The organism is Sphingomonas sp. SKA58, assembly GCF_000153545.1.
GTDB lineage: Bacteria > Pseudomonadota > Alphaproteobacteria > Sphingomonadales > Sphingomonadaceae > Sphingobium > Sphingobium soli.
Genome location: NZ_CH959306.1, coordinates 1,649,640 through 1,667,006, shown reverse-complemented (window position 1 = coordinate 1,667,006; position 17,367 = coordinate 1,649,640). Strand labels below are relative to the sequence as shown.

At 62.2% G+C, this 17,367-nt stretch carries 15 protein-coding genes and 1 pseudogene; 11 read left to right on the top strand and 5 right to left on the bottom strand.

Going from position 1 to position 17,367, the window contains the following annotated elements; genetic code table 11:
* The first annotated feature begins 94 nt into the window (after positions 1–94).
* Positions 95–2,056 (top strand): putative bifunctional diguanylate cyclase/phosphodiesterase, encoded by a 1,962-nt coding sequence (locus SKA58_RS08585; protein WP_009822008.1) that lies wholly within the window; start codon positions 95–97, stop codon positions 2,054–2,056.
* A gap of 8 nt (positions 2,057–2,064) precedes the next feature.
* On the opposite strand, the gene SKA58_RS08580 is transcribed toward SKA58_RS08585, so the two are convergent.
* Positions 2,065–3,018, bottom strand: a complete 954-nt coding sequence (locus tag SKA58_RS08580; protein WP_009822007.1) for a crotonase/enoyl-CoA hydratase family protein — start codon at positions 3,016–3,018, stop codon at positions 2,065–2,067.
* A 460-nt stretch (positions 3,019–3,478) separates the two neighbouring features.
* On the opposite strand from SKA58_RS08580, the gene tgt reads away from it, so the two are divergent.
* A complete protein-coding gene (tgt, locus tag SKA58_RS08570; protein ID WP_037542328.1) occupies positions 3,479–4,609 on the top strand; it encodes a tRNA guanosine(34) transglycosylase Tgt in 1,131 nt (376 codons plus the stop codon).
* A gap of 3 nt (positions 4,610–4,612) precedes the next feature.
* On the opposite strand, the gene SKA58_RS08565 is transcribed toward tgt, so the two are convergent.
* Positions 4,613–6,193, bottom strand: coding sequence for a sensor histidine kinase (locus tag SKA58_RS08565; protein WP_009822003.1), 1,581 nt, complete (start codon positions 6,191–6,193; stop codon positions 4,613–4,615).
* Between the two features lie 7 nt (positions 6,194–6,200).
* The gene (locus SKA58_RS08560) at positions 6,201–6,425 is read right to left on the bottom strand and encodes a NepR family anti-sigma factor (protein WP_009822002.1); all 225 of its coding nucleotides are present in this window, start codon (positions 6,423–6,425) and stop codon (positions 6,201–6,203) included.
* Positions 6,426–6,705: 280 nt separating this feature from the next.
* On the opposite strand from SKA58_RS08560, the gene SKA58_RS08555 reads away from it, so the two are divergent.
* From SKA58_RS08555 to SKA58_RS08520, 8 genes are all read left to right on the top strand, one after another.
* Positions 6,706–7,497, top strand: a complete 792-nt coding sequence (locus tag SKA58_RS08555; protein WP_009822000.1) for a response regulator — start codon at positions 6,706–6,708, stop codon at positions 7,495–7,497.
* 59 nt (positions 7,498–7,556) lie between these two features.
* On the top strand, positions 7,557–7,715 hold the full coding sequence (locus SKA58_RS20325; protein WP_232209405.1) for a hypothetical protein: 159 nt from the start codon (positions 7,557–7,559) through the stop codon (positions 7,713–7,715).
* A gap of 56 nt (positions 7,716–7,771) precedes the next feature.
* On the top strand, positions 7,772–8,467 hold the full coding sequence (locus tag SKA58_RS08545; RefSeq protein ID WP_009821998.1) for a sigma-70 family RNA polymerase sigma factor: 696 nt from the start codon (positions 7,772–7,774) through the stop codon (positions 8,465–8,467).
* A 61-nt stretch (positions 8,468–8,528) separates the two neighbouring features.
* Positions 8,529–8,768 carry a hypothetical protein gene (locus SKA58_RS08540; RefSeq protein WP_009821997.1) on the top strand — a complete coding sequence of 80 codons (240 nt, stop codon included), beginning with the start codon at positions 8,529–8,531 and terminating at the stop codon, positions 8,766–8,768.
* A gap of 151 nt (positions 8,769–8,919) precedes the next feature.
* Positions 8,920–10,308: a TIGR03013 family XrtA/PEP-CTERM system glycosyltransferase gene (locus SKA58_RS08535; protein ID WP_009821996.1), complete on the top strand. Its 1,389-nt coding sequence runs from the start codon at positions 8,920–8,922 to the stop codon at positions 10,306–10,308.
* Between the two features lie 9 nt (positions 10,309–10,317).
* Positions 10,318–12,387, top strand: coding sequence for an XrtA/PEP-CTERM system histidine kinase PrsK (prsK, locus tag SKA58_RS08530; RefSeq protein ID WP_009821995.1), 2,070 nt, complete (start codon positions 10,318–10,320; stop codon positions 12,385–12,387).
* Complete coding sequence (gene prsR, locus SKA58_RS08525) at positions 12,387–13,733, top strand: PEP-CTERM-box response regulator transcription factor (protein WP_009821994.1); 1,347 nt, start codon at positions 12,387–12,389, stop codon at positions 13,731–13,733. Before prsK ends, prsR begins: the two co-directional genes overlap by 1 nt.
* 3 nt (positions 13,734–13,736) lie before the next feature.
* Positions 13,737–15,764, top strand: a complete 2,028-nt coding sequence (locus SKA58_RS08520; protein ID WP_009821993.1) for a tetratricopeptide repeat protein — start codon at positions 13,737–13,739, stop codon at positions 15,762–15,764.
* A 6-nt stretch (positions 15,765–15,770) separates the two neighbouring features.
* Here SKA58_RS08520 and SKA58_RS08515 read toward each other — a convergent pair whose 3' ends face one another.
* The gene (locus tag SKA58_RS08515; protein WP_009821992.1) at positions 15,771–16,115 is read right to left on the bottom strand and encodes a GntR family transcriptional regulator; all 345 of its coding nucleotides are present in this window, start codon (positions 16,113–16,115) and stop codon (positions 15,771–15,773) included.
* Positions 16,116–16,186: 71 nt separating this feature from the next.
* Complete coding sequence (locus tag SKA58_RS08510) at positions 16,187–16,765, bottom strand: nitroreductase family protein (protein WP_037542777.1); 579 nt, start codon at positions 16,763–16,765, stop codon at positions 16,187–16,189.
* Between the two features lie 117 nt (positions 16,766–16,882).
* On the opposite strand from SKA58_RS08510, the pseudogene SKA58_RS20040 reads away from it, so the two are divergent.
* Positions 16,883–17,367, top strand: a pseudogene (locus SKA58_RS20040) (MFS transporter); the annotation flags it as partial.

Below are 17,367 nucleotides of genomic sequence, written 5' to 3'. Positions count from 1 at the left end.
AGGCCAGATGCCGGATTAACCAAAAAATAAAGGGAAATTGCGAAAAGGCGACCCAAATCGGAGACCCGCCATTTTGCGCGTTTTGAAATCTTTGTTGGAACGACGCGTCGGAAAGCGGTCGCAGGATGCTGACGTCCATGCCAGCCTGATTGAATCGCTGTACGCGTCGCCCGCTTCCCTGACCATCGGTGCGATAACGGGCGTCGCTGTCGGTTTGGTGGTCGCCAGTATGACGGATCGCGGGGCCATTCACGCGGTCGTGGCCATGCTTTGCCTGGTCGCCACCCTGCGGGTCGTGTCCGCCATATTCTTTCATAGGCAGTTGGTGCGGGGCACGGCCGTCGCTTCGCGCGGCTGGGAACTGGCTTATGAACTTGGCGCCTGGGTCTACGCAGGCCTGCTGGGGCTCATGGCGTTCGTGTCGCTCATCAATTCGGGGAACAGCATCATTCATATGCTGACCGTATCGATGGCCACGGGCTATGCAGGCGGCATTTCGGGCCGGAATGCGGGGCGGGTGCAAATCGCCATCGGGCAGGTCTGCCTGGCTTTGCTGCCGACTGCGACGGGGCTGTGGCTGGAAGGATCGACAGGCTATCGCGTCCTGTCCGTCGCGATGGTGATGATGGTGCTGGGCCTGGCCGAAATCAGCGCCACGACGCACAGGATCGTGGTTCAGGCGCTGATCGGGAAGCGCGACAAGTCGCTGCTGGCCGAAAAATTCGAACGGCTGGCGCGTTTCGACAGCCTGACCGGCCTTGAAAACCGCATGGCGATGCAGATGCGTTTGCGGGACATTTTCCAGACGAATGAAAAGCGCAACGACGCGGTCGCGATCCTGTGGATGGATCTGGACAGGTTCAAGGAGATCAATGACTCGCTGGGTCATATGGTCGGCGATCAACTGCTGCGCGCGGTGGCCGAACGCCTGACCGAAGTGGTCCAGGGGCGTGGCAAGATCGCGCGGTTCGGCGGGGACGAGTTTGTCCTGATCTGCTCCGACACAGATCGAGTGACCGCCGCCGGCATCGCCCAGGAAATCGTGTCCTATTTCGCCCATGGTTTCGAAATCGGTGAAAACCACCTCCAGGTGACGGCTTCGGTCGGCTATGCCGTTGGGCCACAGGACGGTCGCGACATGGACGAGCTGATGCAACATGCCGACCTGGCGCTGTATGAGGCGAAGGGGCAGGGAAGGAACCGGTCGGCCAGTTTCAACTGGTCGCTCAAAGAGCGCTTCAACCGGTTGCACGAGATTGAAACCGGCCTGCGCCGGGCGCTTTCGGGCGGAGAGCTAAACCTTATGTTCCAACCGATCGTCGACCTGAATAGCGGACATATAGAGGCTTGCGAAGCCCTGCTTCGCTGGGAACATCCGGTGCTGGGGCCGATCCCGCCTTCCGAATTCATACCGATCGCCGAGAATATGGGCCTGATCGAAGCGATGACTGGCTGGGTGCTGCGCCGGGCATGCGAAGTGGCTGCCCAATGGCCCGAGCATGTGCGGGTGGCGATCAACATATCGCCGGCATCGCTCAAATCGCCCGAACTGCCCGGCAATGTCATCGCCGCGTTGCTGGAAACCGGCGTTTCGGCCCGCCGGCTGGAACTGGAAGTGACCGAGTCCATTTTCCTGGACGACAGCGGGCAGACCAATGCGATCCTGCGTGAATTGCAACGGATCGGGCTGCGGCTGGCACTGGATGATTTCGGCACCGGCTATTCGTCGCTGGCGTATCTGCGATCTTACCGCTTCGATACGCTCAAGGTCGACCAGAGCTTCATGGCCGGCGTCAGCGCCAATGCAGAAGACCGCGCCATCGTCAAGGCGATCGGCAGTCTGGCGCGGGACCTGTCCATGGATACGGTGGCGGAAGGCATCGAGACGGTCGACCAGTTAGGACACGCCCGCGAAGCGGGCTTCACCAACGTCCAGGGGTATCTGTTCAGCCGGCCGGTTCCGGCCGGCCAGATTGCGGATATGATTGCCGCAGGCCCGCTGCAAGGGACGGGACGGCCCGACCCCGCGATCAAGTCACGCCGTCGCCGGGCCTAAAGGGCAAATCAGCGCAGCTTCGTTTGCGCGGCCGCCAGGCGTCGCATCATGCGCAAATCGCGATCCGACAGGGACAGAGCGGTTTCGGTCCACATTTCCACGATGTCGGTCAATTCGGTCAGCGTCAGAGGATGGACGCGCCGCGCGGCCTTGTTGATGCCGACATAACCGGGATGATGCGCCCGATGATCGCGGATCCACTGGATTGTTGCTGCTTCACCTTCTCCGGTTTCCACAACCTGATTGACGATGCCCATGTCGAACATTTCATCAGCGGTGTAGATGCGACCTTCCGACAGCATCTGACGCGCCAGAACAGGGCCGACCCGGCGCTGCAAAATGGACCAGGCGCCCATGCCGGGGAAGAGGCCGAACAATACCTCCGGCAGGCCGAAGCGCGCCTGCCGCTCGGCGATGATGACGTCGAAACACAGCAGCGCCTCAAGCCCGCCGCCCAGTGCGTCGCCCTGGGCCAAGCCGATATTGATGATGTTCATATCGTTGCAATGCCAGATACGATCAACGATCTCACAACAGGCGACGCCATATTTCAGCAGCGTTTCGCGATCGCGCCGCTGGATGCATTCGGCAAACATTTCCAGATCGCCGCCCAGATTGAACACGCCGGGAAAGCGTGACCCCAGCACCATGAATTTAAGCGGGCCATTGTCGCCGAAGACGCGGCGGCTTTCCCTTTGCCAGGCCATGGTGTCACGCATCAGGCCGAGATTCGAATTGGGCCTTTCGAGCGGCGTCATGAAGGCCCACAAGGTGGCCAGGTCTTCATCCCAGCGAACGTCGATCTGCCCCAGGTCGAATAAGGTCGATTGGCTGAATTCCTGCGAAAGTCCCCATTCCGTACCGGCATTTGCCGCATCGGAGAGGCTGTGGTCCTCCATCGGATCGTCGTTCACGGCTTCTGTCTCGTTGTGTGTCACGACAAAGCGTCCCGAATCAATCATTTGCGGCCCCAGTTTTATGATGATGATAGGATCAGGTTCGCCGCAATGATGCCGTCAGCGGGATCATGATTGATAGAGGTTTAACCATTTTTGTTGGCGGGTGTTGCCTCCTTGCCGCCCAAAATCCTCGTGTCCTAAAAGGTGTGTTGCAAAAATGTCGCGTCAGTCGGTGGCTCTCCCCTTCGCCGCCTGCAAAGAGGGCTTTGTTAATCTTTGACATTTACCATTTGCGCATGGCGAGACAGTCCGACCCTTCCCAATGTGTGACATTGGCTCTCCAGGATTCGCAGGGCCGTTCCTGGCCCTTGCGATTATCGCGCGACTGTCTACGCTTCGTCGGTGCCTATCGGCGGGTCGAAGGGTTCAACATCGACGCGATGCTGCTCTTTGACGGGGTGCGCAAGGCCGGGTGATCCGCGCTATCCTTGTGCGCCGATCCATTCGATCCTAGAGCGCGCGCATGACGAAGCCCCGATTTTCCTTTTCCATTTCCGCCACTGATGCCAAGGCCCGCACCGGTACGATCCAGATGCGGCGCGGCGACATTCGCACGCCCGCCTTCATGCCGGTCGGCACCGCCGCCACGGTGAAGGCGATGCGACCGGCCGAGGTCCGCGCGGCCGGCGCCGACATCCTGTTGGGCAACACCTATCATCTCATGCTGCGGCCGGGCGCTGAACGCATGGCGCGACTGGGCGGCCTGCATGGTTTCATGGGGTGGGACCGGCCGATCCTGACGGACAGCGGCGGCTATCAGGTAATGAGCCTGTCGGCGCTTACCAAGATGAGCGAGGACGGTGTCGCTTTTTCCAGCCATATCGACGGGTCGAAGCACATGCTGACGCCTGAACGCTCGATGGACATTCAGCGCCTGCTCGACAGCGACATCGTTATGGCCTTTGACGAATGCACGAAAAACGGATGCACCCATGACGAGGCAGCGCAATCGATGGAGCGTTCGATGCGCTGGGCCAAGCGGTCGCGCGATCAATTTGATGCTGGCGGCGACCATGCGGAGCGCGCGGCGCTGTTCGGCATCCAGCAAGGGTCGCTGAATGAGGCGCTGAGACGGGTTTCGGCCGACAAGCTGATCGACATCGGCTTCGATGGTTACGCTGTCGGCGGTCTGGCGGTCGGGGAGGGGCAGGAAGCGATGTTCACCACCCTGGATTTCGCGCCGGATATGCTTCCTGTCGATAAACCGCGCTATCTCATGGGGGTCGGCAAGCCGGACGACATTGTCGGGGCGGTCGAGCGGGGCATCGATATGTTCGATTGCGTCCTGCCCACGCGATCGGGACGCAATGGGCAGGCTTTCACCTGGGGCGGGCCGCTCAATATCCGAAACGCGAAATTCAACGAGGATATGGGGCCGCTCGATCCGCGCTGCGGCTGCCCCGTCTGTGCGACCTGGAGCCGCGCCTATCTGCATCATCTGGTCAAGACCGGCGAAATGCTGGGCGCCATGCTGATGACGCAGCACAATATCCATTTTTATCAGGAATTGATGCAAGGGATCCGCGAAGCCATCGCGGCTGGCCGCTTCGCGGCCTTTGCTGCCCAGTTCAGGCGCGATTATCAGCGGGTGTGACTGTCAGGGAACGATGGTGATCGCGATGGTGAACCGGCCGGCGTCCCCGTCATGATCAAGCGGCTGGCGAAGTTGGCGTGACAGGCCGGTCAGGACCCGGCCATAGCGTTCGTTCATATAGGCCTTCATGTCCGGCGTATCGTGAAGACCCGAGGACAGGACGGTCACCAGCGCCCGATCATCGCCTTGGGCCTTGACCGATATGCGCATCCGGCCCGCCGGATCGAGCCGCATCGCCAATTCTACCAGTTCGGTCACCAGAAAGGCGATCGGCACGGCGACATCCTGGCTGATATGCAGATCGTCGCTGTCAATCTGAATGCCGAAGCGGCGTGCTGCAACGGGTGCCGTGCTTCTCAGACTGGCTGACAATTCGCTGATCAGCGCGCGCACGCCGACGCCGCGATTTTCCTCCAGTTCCGCAAAATGATTGCGATGCACGACAGACAGCGCGTCGACGCGCCGCTGGATCGAGGCATAGGCCTCCACGGCTTCTGGCTCATGGGCGGAGCGGGCATGCAGGTTGATGAGGCTGGCGATGATCTGTAGGTTGTTCTTGACGCGATGATGGACTTCGCGGGTCAGTTTGCGCTGTGTGTCCAGTCCTTCGGCCAGTTCGGCCTCATGCGTGGCGACATCTTCGCTGATTTCGCGGAAGGTTTCGCCCAGTGCAATGATTTCCCGCGCCGGCGTGCGCACCCTTTGCATCGGCTCCAACACTTCGCCGGGATGGTAGGCGGCTACGGCGCGACGCAAGAGCACGAGGGGCCGGATGAGCAGGCGGTTGACCACGAACCACCCGATCGCGGCAGCGGCGAACCACATGACCAGCGGGAGGAAGAGAGACAGGGTGCGCGCCAATGTTTCTGGCGGATCGCGCACCGTCATCGTCAGCACGATATTGGGCGGTTCCAGCGGGGCTGAAAGGCTGGTGATGCCATCCCCTGCGGCAAGGGGCGGCTGCGATTGTGTGAGGTCAAGCCGGCGATGCCCTTCGTAGAGCGTCAGCCGCCGATTCTGAAGCGCGGTCGCCGGGTCAGCCGCCCGTTCAAGATGCGCCCTGGAATAATAGATGAACCCGACGAGCGCCCCGTTGTTGCTGCGGACGCGCACCAGGAGATAGGGGGCTTTATCGAGCAATTGCGCCGCGGGACCAGTGAAGCGTTCGGCCGGGTCGAGGATTGGCACTTGCGCGGGGTCCGACGCGCACAGGCGTCGGCCAGCGCGATCATAGACGGCATATCGTCCGCCTTCCCGGTCATTGGACGCCAAAAACAGTTGCAGGCGCGCGCAGATGCCGGTGTCGGATGGGGTCGTTGACAGATTGTTGACGGTCAGTTGCAGGGCCGTGCGGTCGGATTCCAGATCGGCTGTGAGTTTCCGCGCACTCTGGCTCACGGCCACGCGGAGCAATGCCTCTTTTTCCAGATCGGCGGTTTGAATGGCCTGGAGCGACGCGACAAGGGCGATCAGGCCGAGCGGCAGGAGCGCCAGGGTCAAGATCAGGAACATCTTGACGCCGGTCGAGCCGAAAAATGATGCGGTCAGCGATTGGGCTGCCGGAGGATGGCTGCCCCCGCTCATGACGAACTCAGTCCAGCTTGCTTAGAAGATCCAGCATTTCCGCGGGAATGTCCTCGTCAACGGCGCGCTGATAGACGGTGCGAAGCGCCTGCGAGACCTGGCCTTCCTCCTTGCGGCTGTTGCCGCCGCGCTTTTGCGCAGGAGAGGATTCCTGGTCACGTCCCGTTTCCGTCGGCTGCTTTTCCGTTGTCGAAGAAACCAAAATCTGCCCCTCTGAAGCAATCTGTGTCACGCCAGCCTGCCCGTATTTGCGGGAATTGCGCGGATCGTCAATTCATCGTTCCGCGTCGTCCGGTTGAAAATCACGATATCGTCAAAAAATCCATATGGCAGCGAAACAAATTGCAAACTCGATGGTTCCGGCCTTCGAGGCGTTTTTTTGACGCTGCCGGTTCGGGCGGGACGAAGTGGGGCGGGCTTGCCAATGCGGCATGGACATTCCATTCTTCTTGTTCCCGCCATGATGGGCCGGGATACACGATGCCTTTGATCGGGCAGGGAGAAGACTATACATGTCGCTTGGACAGAAACTGCACCCTCATCTTCCGTTTCTGCGGCGCTACGCCCGCGCTTTGACGGGCAGCCAGACGCATGGCGACGCCTATGTGCGCGCTACCCTCGAAGCGATCGTCGCCGCTCCTGAAGAATTCCCCGCCGACGTGGATCCCCGACTTGGGCTTTACCGCACCTTTCATGCCATCTGGTCGTCCTCCCATCTGGAGGACGAACCGACCGGCGGCGGCGATGATCGTGAGGCGATCGCGCAGGCGCGTCTGGCAAGGCTGACCCCCTTGCCCCGGCAGGCGCTGCTGCTGACGGCGCTTGAAGGGTTTACCGTCGATGATGTCGCCTATCTGATCGCGATGGACCCCGCCGACGTCGAGGCGCTGGTGGAAGAGGCGCTGGCGGAGATTGAGGCCCAAACGCGCGCGAAGGTGCTGATCATCGAGGATGAGCCGATCATCGCCATGGATATCGAGACGATCGTGCGTGACCTTGGTCATGATGTCACGGCCATAGCCGTAACGCGCGAGGATGCCGTGCGCGAAGCCATGGCGGAGCGGCCGGGCCTGGTGCTTGCCGACATTCAGCTGGCAGACGATTCGAGCGGCATCGACGCTGTGAAGGATATTCTGTCGGAAATCTCGGTCCCGGTCATCTTCATCACCGCATTCCCCGAGCGGTTGCTGACCGGTGAACGGCCCGAGCCGACTTTCCTTATCACCAAGCCTTTCCAGCGCTCTACGGTCAAAGCTGCGATTTCGCAGGCGCTCTTCTTCGATCAGGCCACAGCCCCGGCCTGATGGGGTAGGCCGCTTATCTGTTTGCCCTCCAACGGAACTCCCCGCCGTACCTCGCGTTAATGAAGCGTAACGATCGGGAGAGAGACATGGTGGATCAGGAAAAGCATGTCGCCACAGACGAAGCGCGCGGGGGTTCTACCGAGCATACCGTGCGTTACGTGCTGGGTGCATCGCTCGCCCTCGCCGTGATCGTCATGATCATTCTGCTGTTGCTGTGATTATCAGCAATCAGGATTTGTCTTAAGGGACATAAGAGTTAGGATATGGGCGCAGTATGGCTTTGACGATGTCGGCTCAGACGACAGGAGTGGCGGCCAGCAAGGGGGTCGTTCTCGTGAATGAAGAAATCGTTGCGTCGGAAGAGCGCGCTCCATTGTCGGATAGTGATTTCAAGCGCGAGCTGGCGGCCGTTATTCCGCATCTGCGCGCCTTTGGCAGGTCTCTTTCGGGCAATCGCGACGTTGCCGATGATCTTGTCCAGGAAACCCTACTCAAGGCATGGGCGGCCCGCGCCCGGTTCCAGGCAGGGACGAACATGCGCGCCTGGACCTTCATCATTCTGCGGAACCATTATCTTTCGCAAATGCGCCGGTCCCGCTTTCGCGGGGATTGGGACGATCTGACGGCCGACCGGATTTTGGCGGCGCCCGCAGGGCAGGATAAGCATGTCGAACTGAGCGATATGCAGCGCGCTCTGTTGCAATTGCCCCAGCCGCAGCGCGAAGCGCTGATCTTGGTGGGTGCGGGCGGCTTTGCCTATGAAGAGGCGGCCGAGATTTGCGGCGTTGCAGTCGGAACGATCAAGAGCCGTGTCGCGCGCGGGCGCGCCGCTCTGGAACAGATATTGGAAAATGGCGATCTGCCTTCCCGGCGCAGTCAGGAAACGACCGAAACGGCTGTGCTCGATGAGATCATGGACGACGTCGATCGGCTGAGCCGCGGTGGCGAACTCCGCAATTCTGGCAGTTGATCGGGAACACGGCTCGAATATTTTACCCCGTCGTCCCGGTCTCTTGAGGAGGAGAGCTGTGATGGACGATCCGGAACCGCCCAAACCCCCACGACAACCGCACCCCAATAGTGGCGTGGTGTTGGGTCTGGTTGCCCTGGCCCTAGTGCTGGCTGTAGGCTTTTTTTATCTGACCAACGATGATCGGCGGGATCGCCGCGCGGACGCTGTTACACAGGCAGCGGCCTCGGCGGACGAAGCGGTACAGGCGATGGGCGATGCCGCGCAAAATGCCGCCGATGACCTGAACCGTACGCGCTGAAAGAACAAATTCGCGCTGAAACCGATCAGATTCAGTCTTTTTTTGTGATTTTGGTCCAAGCCTCTTCCAAGCGTCGGATTTTCCTACAGAGGGTGTAAGGAGCATCCGACGGGCCAAGCCGCTAGTGGCGATGGCTGGGTGAGGCACAACGATGATCAGGCTGTTCAAACATTATGTACCGCATGCGGTACTTCTGCTGGGGCTGCTGGATTTCCTGCTGCTGATCGCTGCGGCCGAAGCTGGCTGGGTATTGCGTGCGCATCAGATCGGCATGGATGTCGAGCCTATGGCCTCGCGCCTGGCACCACTCCTGAGCTTCGCCTTTTCCATTCAGACCGCGATGATCGCTGTAGGGGTCTATGGCCCTGAATCGCTCCAGTCGATCCGATTTGCATTGGCCCGGCTGCTCGTGGCTGTATCGCTGGGCGTCATTTTCCTGTCCGTTCTCTATTTTCTGCTGCCATCCATCACCCTGTGGCGGTCCAATTCGCTTTACGCGATGGGGCTGGCGGTTGCGGTGCTGCTGCTGATCCGTCTGCTGCTGGGGTCGATGCTGGGCGGTGAAGCATTCAAGCGACGGCTGGTGGTGCTGGGGGCAGGCAATCGCGCCAATCGCATCCGCGAGCTGGAACGCCGCCGCGGATCGGGATTTTTGGTGGTCGGCTATATCGCCATGAATGATGGCGAGCAGGTAATTGCCGAAGCCATTAACCGCGACGCCGTCTATAATCTGGCCGATTTCGTCGTGCGCCTGAATGCCAGCGAGGTCGTGCTTGCCCTGGAAGAACGGCGGAACGCCATTCCAATGACGGACCTGCTGCGCATCAAGACGACGGGCGTCCATGTCAACGACCTGTCGAGCTTCCTGGAGCGGGAAACCGGCCGTGTCGACCTAGCCAGCGTCAATCCCAGCTGGCTGATCTTTTCCGATGGATTTTCGGCCGGGCGCCGACTGTCCAGCATCGCCAAGCGCATTTTCGACATCGTGGCCAGCTTGATCCTGCTGATCCTGACCGGACCGATCATCCTGCTGGGCGCGCTGCTGGTGAAGCTGGATAGCAAGGGGCCGGCCTTTTATCGTCAGCAACGCGTCGGCCTCTATGGCCAGGAATTCTGGATCGTGAAGCTGCGCACCATGCGGCAGGACGCCGAAGTGGCGGGGCAGGCGGTCTGGGCGGAAAAGGACGATCCTCGCATTACCCGCCTTGGTTACTGGCTGCGAAAATTGCGCATCGATGAACTGCCGCAGACCTGGACCGTGCTGAAGGGAGAGATGAGCTTCGTTGGGCCGCGCCCGGAACGCCGCCAGTTCGTCGAGGATCTGGAGCAGCATCTGCGCTATTATGCCGAACGGCATATGGTGAAGCCGGGCATTACAGGCTGGGCGCAGATCAACTATCCTTATGGCGCGTCGATCGAAGACTCCCGGCACAAGCTGGAATATGATCTTTATTATGCCAAAAATTACACGCCCTTCCTAGATCTTTTGATCCTGTTACAGACGGTGCGCGTCGTGCTTTGGCCCGACGGCGCGCGCTGACGTCCGGTCATGTCGGTCCTGCTGCAAATCATCGGGGACTGGGGCCATGCCTTGGCGGCCATGTTGTTTGCCGCGCTCGGCATCTTCCTCCTCAGGCGCCGCGATAGTGCGGCGGAAATCAGAAGCCTGGCCGCCGCCCTGCTGCTGACGTCGGGCTGGGCGCTCTATATTTCGTTCGGCAGCGTTGCAAAGCCCCTCTCTGGCCTGGGCGAGAATATCCGCAACGCCGGCTGGTTGCTCGTGATGTTCGTCCTCCTGCGGCGGGCCTGGGCGGGCCGGCAGGGGCCAAAGGGCGGCGTCGTTGCCGTCTATGTCGCAGTTGCCGGCTTGATCCTGCTCCAGACCTTTACCGATTTGTCCTGGCGTCAATTTGCGCTTTCCGGCGACGTTCAGGACGCGTTGATCGCCACCACCCTGGTGCTGCGCATGATGACGGCGATCGGCAGTCTGCTGTTGCTGCACCAGTTATACAGCGTTTGCCCGGTCGAGGATCGCGGAGGCATGGGCCTGTTGCTCGGCGCTTTGGCGGCGATGTGGGGCTATGATTTCGCCCTGTACCTGATTGGCTATGTCGCGCCGCAGCGCGCGGACGCGCTGTTTGCACTACGCGGATTGCTCATGGCGGTGGTGGCGTCCGTCATCGCGATCGGCCTGCGCAAGGATCTGAGCGGACGGGTGCAGGTGTCGCGCACCCTGACGATGCAGTCCGTGTCGGTTTTCGCCATCGGTCTCTATGTCGTGCTGATCATGGCCGTCGCCGTTCTGATCGAGATGATCGCCGGCCCCTATGCGCGCCTTGTTGAAATCGGCGCGGTATTCTTCGCGGCGGTTTCGGCGCTCGTGCTTTTACCCTCGCCGCGGCTCCAGGCCTTTTGGCACATTCAGGTCGCCAAGCATTTTTTCCAGCATCGCTATGATTATCGCATGGAATGGATGCGCTTTGGCGAGACTATCGGCCGACCGGGCGAGGCCTCCGCGCCGCTTGGCCAGCGCGTCGCTAAAGCGGTTGCCGACATCACCCAGTCGCCTGCTGCGATTTTGCTGCTGCGCGATGAAAGAGGCGGTCTGAACTTCGAAACGCAGTGGAACTGGCCGGATGATGGCGCGGATATCGCCGCCATTCCCACGGACATGGTTCTGCGGCTGGAGCAGGGGCACATCATCGATCTTGGCAGCGTGGACAAGCGGGCGGCGCCATCACAATGGTTGGCGCAGGATCGCCATGCTTGGGCCGTGGCGCCCCTTATTCATTATGGCCGCCTGATCGGGGCCATTGTGCTGGCCCGTCCTCCGGTTGACAGGAGGGTCGATTGGGAAGATTTCGACATGCTGCGCGCGGCCGGCAGGCAAGCCGCCAGCCATATCAGCGAAGCACAGGGACAGCAGGCTCTGGCCGACGCCCAGCGCTTCGATGAATTCAACCGCCGCTTCGCCTTCATCCTGCATGACGTCAAAAATCTGGTCAGCCAGTTGTCGCTGTTGACGCATAATGCGGAGCGCCATGCAGATAATCCCGATTTTCGGGCCGACATGATTTTGACCCTGAAGGAATCGGTGGGTCGGATGAACGACATGCTGGCTCGGCTATCGCAGCATAATAAGGCGGCAGCTCAGGAACCGCGGGCCATCGGGTTGCAACCCCTGCTTGCCCGTGTGGCCCAGACGCGCGCGCGCCAGCATGCGGTCCGGGTCGAGGGGGATGCTCCTGCCGTCATGGCCGACCCTGCGCGTGTCGAACAGATCATCATGCATCTGGTCCAGAACGCCATCGACGCCAGCCCGCCGGATCGGCCGGTTGTCATCCGCCTCGGGCGCGAGGACGGGATGGCGATGGTGGAAGTCATCGACCAGGGACGCGGGATGAGCCCCGAATTCGTCCGGCGCGACTTGTTCAAGCCCTTTGCGTCCAACAAGGCCGGCGGCTTCGGTCTGGGCGCGTTTGAGGCGCGTGCATTGGCGCAATCCATGGGTGGGCGGGTGATGGTGGAGAGCAAGCCGGGCCTGGGCAGCCGGTTCACCCTCTTCCTGCCGCTGGCGTCGGCAAGCGTCTTGCCGGCGCAGGGCGAGCAGGCGGCCTGATGAGCGACACCCGGCCCAAATTGCTGATCGTGGAGGATGATCCCGGCCTGCAACGGCAGCTGCGTTGGGCCTATGACGCCTATCGCGTGTTCATTGCCGGCGATCGGGAAGAAGCGATCGACATGCTGCGCGCCGAAGCGCCCGATGTCGTGACGCTGGACCTGGGATTGCCGCCTGACCCTGACGGCACCAGCGAAGGATTTGCGACGCTGGCCGATATGCTGCGCATCAAGCCGGATACCAAGATCATCGTCGCATCCGGCCATGGCGAACGGGAAAGCGCGCTGGAAGCGATCGCGGGCGGTGCCTACGATTTCTATCAGAAGCCGGTCGACATCCATGAACTGGGGCTGATCGTGCGCCGGGCCTTCCACGTCCAGGCGCTGGAACGCGACAATGCGCGTTTGGTGGAGGCAGCGCCCCGGGACAAGCAGGTGCTGGGCCGGGTCATAACGGCGGCACCGGAAATGACCAAGGTCGCGCGGACGATAGAGCGGGTCGCCCCGACCGATGTCTTTGTCCTCCTGGCTGGGGGGAGTGGAACCGGCAAGGGGATGCTGGCGGAGGCGCTGCATGATGCCAGCCAGCGACGGGACGGCCCGTTCGTCACTGTCAATTGCGCGGCGCTGTCCTCCGCGATGCTGGAGGCGGAATTGTTTGGTCGTGATCCGGGGGACGCGTCTGATGCGGGCGGCAGGATCAATGCGGCGCGAGGCGGCACGTTGTTCCTCGACGAGGTCGCCGACATGGACCTTTCGCTCCAGGCGCAATTGCTGCTGTTCCTCAAGCAGAGGGGCAACGCCGATGGAAAAGCCGCGAATGGAGCCGATATACGGATCCTGTGCGCCAGCCATCGCGACCTTGGTGCCATGACGGCCGCCGGGACGTTCCGGGAAGACCTTTACTATCGTCTCGCAGAGGTCGTGGTGCGCATACCTGCGCTCAAGGACCGGCCGGGCGATCCCGCTCTTTTGGCGCGCCATTTTATCAATCGCTTGGCCGACGACCTCAATCCGCAGGTCAAGGGGCTGGCGCCCGATGCGCTGGCTGCGCTGGACGCTTGGTCCTGGCCGGGCAATGTGCGCGAACTGGAAAACAGAGTGAAGCGCGCGATGATCTTGGCCGAAGGCAAATTGATCACGGCTGCTGATCTCGATCTGGACCCGGAGGCCGGAGGGGGCGCGGATATCATCAATTTGAAGCTGGCGCGCGAAATGGCGGACCGGCGCGCGATCCGCCATGCGATGGCGCGCACGGACGGCAATATATCGGGCGCGGCGCGAATGTTGGGGATCAGCCGGCCGACACTTTATGACTTGCTCAAACATTATCACATGCAGGGCTGACCGATGCGCCGTTCTCGTCTTTTCCTGATCGTCGGGCTGATCGCCGCCGCCATGGCCCTGGCTGGACTGTGGCAATGGCGCGCGCATGAAAAGGACGGCAGCGCCGCCCTGGCGCGCGGCCTGTCTGCGCTCGATCGGGACGATGTGCGCACAGCGCGGGTCGAACTGATGAACGCCATCAAGGGAAATCCGCGCTCCGCCATTGCTCGCGCGGCGCAGGCGCGGGCGCTGGCCGAACTGGGCGACGGGGCCGGCGCGCAGGCGGAGGTCGAGCGCGCCCGGTCGCTTGGTCAGGCGCCGGCCGCCACGCGCGCCGTGATGGCGCAGGCGCTGTTTCTCCAGGGCGATTTTGCAGGCGCTCTTGCCGAAGCGCGCGCGGCCGATCTGCCCGAAGACCAGGCCCTTGCCGCCGCGCATGTCGTCGCCCGCGCCACGCTAGCGCTGGGAGATGTGCGTGCAGCCGGGAGGGCCCTGGAGCAAGCGCTGGCGATGGACGCTCGCGATTCCGAAACCTGGGTGGAGGTGGGGCGCCTGCGCATGGCGACCGGCGATCAGGCCGGGGCTATTGCCGCGGCCGACCAGGCGGTGGCCCTGAATGCCAAAAGCGCGCCTGCGCTGGGCCTGCGTGCTGAACTTACCCGGACGCAATATGGCTTGGTCGCCGCGCTTCCCTGGTTTGATCGCGCGATGTCGGTCGACCCCGATTCCGTACCGGTGCTTGAGCAATATGCCGCCACGCTCGCCGATGCGGGCCAGGCGTCGCGCATGCTGGCGATGACGCGCCGCCTCCTGGCGCTCGATCCGGGCAATGCCCGCGCCTGGATGATGCAGGCGGTCATGGCCGCGCGCGCCGGTCAGGACGACCTGGCGCGCAAATTGCTGGAACGCACGGGCGGGCGGCTGGACGGGGAAGCCGCGACCCAGTTGTTGCGCGGGGTCTTGCATCTTCAGGACGGCAATCCTTTGCTGGCGGTGCAGACATTGGCGCCTCTGGTCGACGCCCAACCCTGGAACCGGCCCGCGCGCACATTGCTGGCGCGGGCCTATGCGGACAATGGCGACCAGATGTCGGCCGCCGCGACGCTGGCGCCGATGGTCGAGCAGCAAGATGCCGACCCCTATGTCCTGACCCTTGCCGCCCGTGTTCAGGAAGCGCTTGGCGACCGCGCGATGGCCGACGATATGCTGGCGCGGGCGGCCTGGCCTGTGCGGCCTGCGGCTTCGGTCTTCGCGACGGCTTTGTCGAACGGCGCTCCGCCTGCCGACCCCGGCACCGCGCGCGACAATATCCCTTATATACGCGCGCTCCTGACTATGGGACGCAAGGAGGAAGCGCTGGACCGGGCGCGATTGTTGAACCGGGCCAACCCCGGCGCGCCGGCGGCCTGGCTGATTTTGGGCGACCTGTTGCAGGCGAACGGACAGGGACAGGCGGCGGTGCGCGCTTATGAGGCCGGGGCCAATATCCGCTTCGATCGCGATGCGGCCCTTCGTCTGGTCAGTGCCCTGCAAGCGACCGGCAATGGAGCGCGCGCGGAGCAGGTGGCCCAGCTTTTCCTGCGCCAGCACCCGATGGATCGCGATATGCTTCGAGTGGCGGCTGGTTATGCCGTTGGACGGGAGGACTGGCGCGGCGCGGAGCGGCTGCTTCAGGCGCTACGCGCGCAGATTGGCGACAATGACGCGCTGCTGATGACGGATCTGGCGCGCGTCTCGTTGGAACAGCGAAAGGAAAGCGCCGCCTTGGCTTATGCCCGACATGGCTATGCGCTGATGCCGGGAAATCCAGCGACGGCGGACATGCTGGGCTGGGTATTGCTGCGCACCGATGCCAAGGGGCCAGCGGCCGTCGATCTGCTGGAAAAGGCGGTGGCGCTCGCGCCATTCGTACCGGCGCTGCAAATGCATCTGGGGCAGGCCTATGCAGCGGCGGGGCGCAAGGGGGACGCGAGACTGGCGCTCAACCGCGCTGCATCCGTCCGTGATTTCGGCAATCGGCAGGAGGCGCTGGAGGCGCTCAAAGCCCTGTAATATCGATCAGACCTGCGCCAGATCCATATCTTCGATGCGAAGGCCCAGGCGGCGCATCTGGGCAGCGACCGGCGGCCATATCGTCTCCAGAAACCGTTCCCGCTCCGCTTCGCGCAGGCGGCGCGTGGCCCCGGCGGCGACGAACATGCCGACACCACGCTTCACCACGACCAGCCCGTCATCCTGAAAACTTTGATAGGCCTTGGCGACAGTGAGCGGATTTGCGCCCTGCGCCGCGGCAAAGGCACGAACCGATGGCAGCAAATCTCCGTCGGAAAATTCTCCATCCAATATGGACGCAGCGATGATCTCGCGAAGGCGGAGATAGACGGGCTTTGAGTCTTCGGCCATACTGCTTCACTGCCATAATACAGCTAATGGGGTCAAGTCAGAGACGATTTCCGGATCGTAAAGATTTGTAATTATCGGTCCCAGACCGATACGATAGCGTTATATTCTGGCCGAGGCCGCTCCTCCAGCGGTTTGGCGGGCGTGCCTATGAACACGAATCCGGCGATTGTTTCACCATTGCGCCCAAACGCATTGCGCACATCGTCGTTGAAGCTGGGCCAGCCGGTCAGCCATCCGCCCGCATAGCCCAGCGCATGGGTGGCATGGAGCAGGTTCATGATCGCCGCCCCCGCCGACAATTGCTGCTCCCAGACGGGAATCTTGCTGCCCGGCACGGGTGAGGACAGGGCGACCACCAGCGTGGGCGCCTGATGCGCAAACTGGTGCATGGACTCGATTTCGATACGGCCAGCGTCAGGCTTTTCGGCGCGATAGGCGCGTTCCAGAAGGTCCGCCAGCGCGCCGCGCTTGTCCTGCGGCACGATGACGAAACGCCAGGGGGCAAGCTTGCCATGATCGGGCGTGCGCAGCGCCACCTCCAATATCTGCCTTAGTTCCGCGTCATTTGGCCCCGGCGCAGCCAGGTCGCGCGGTTTGCCCGATCGGCGGGTCTGGAGCAGGGAAAGTGGCGTGGAACGGTCGTTGAACATCGGGCCATCCTTCATGCGGTTGTAATATTGTTCTTCACTCACGCAATTCTGCTGCTAGTCTCGCGCGAGCGAAGCGGGGAGGCGGACCTCCCCTAGAAGATCGGGGAGCACCGCGCCATGGCCATTTCACCCGCCGACCCCAACCGGGCGGCACAGGCGGCCGAACATATCAACGACGCCGACGCATCCTGGTTCGGCCATCCACGTCAGCTTGCCAGATTGTTCACCACCGAAATGTGGGAGCGATTCGGTTTCTACGGCATGCGGGCCTTGCTGGTCCTCTACCTGACCGACCATTTCCTCTTTTCCGATACCAGCGCCAGCGGGACGTATGGCGCCTATATGTCGCTGGTCTATCTCACCCCGTTCATCGGCGGCTTCATAGCGGACCGGTATCTGGGGTCGAAACGGTCGGTGAAGTTCGGCGCGATCATCATGGCGATCGGCTATTTCACGCTGTGTTTCGGCGGGGAGGCGGCCAAGCCCTATGCCCTTGTCGATGGCCAACGCTATGAGGTTCAGGTCGCCAAGCAAGGCGACGTGCGCCAGCAATATCTGATAGATGGCGACACCCGCCTTGCCATTCGCGGGCATGAGGATGG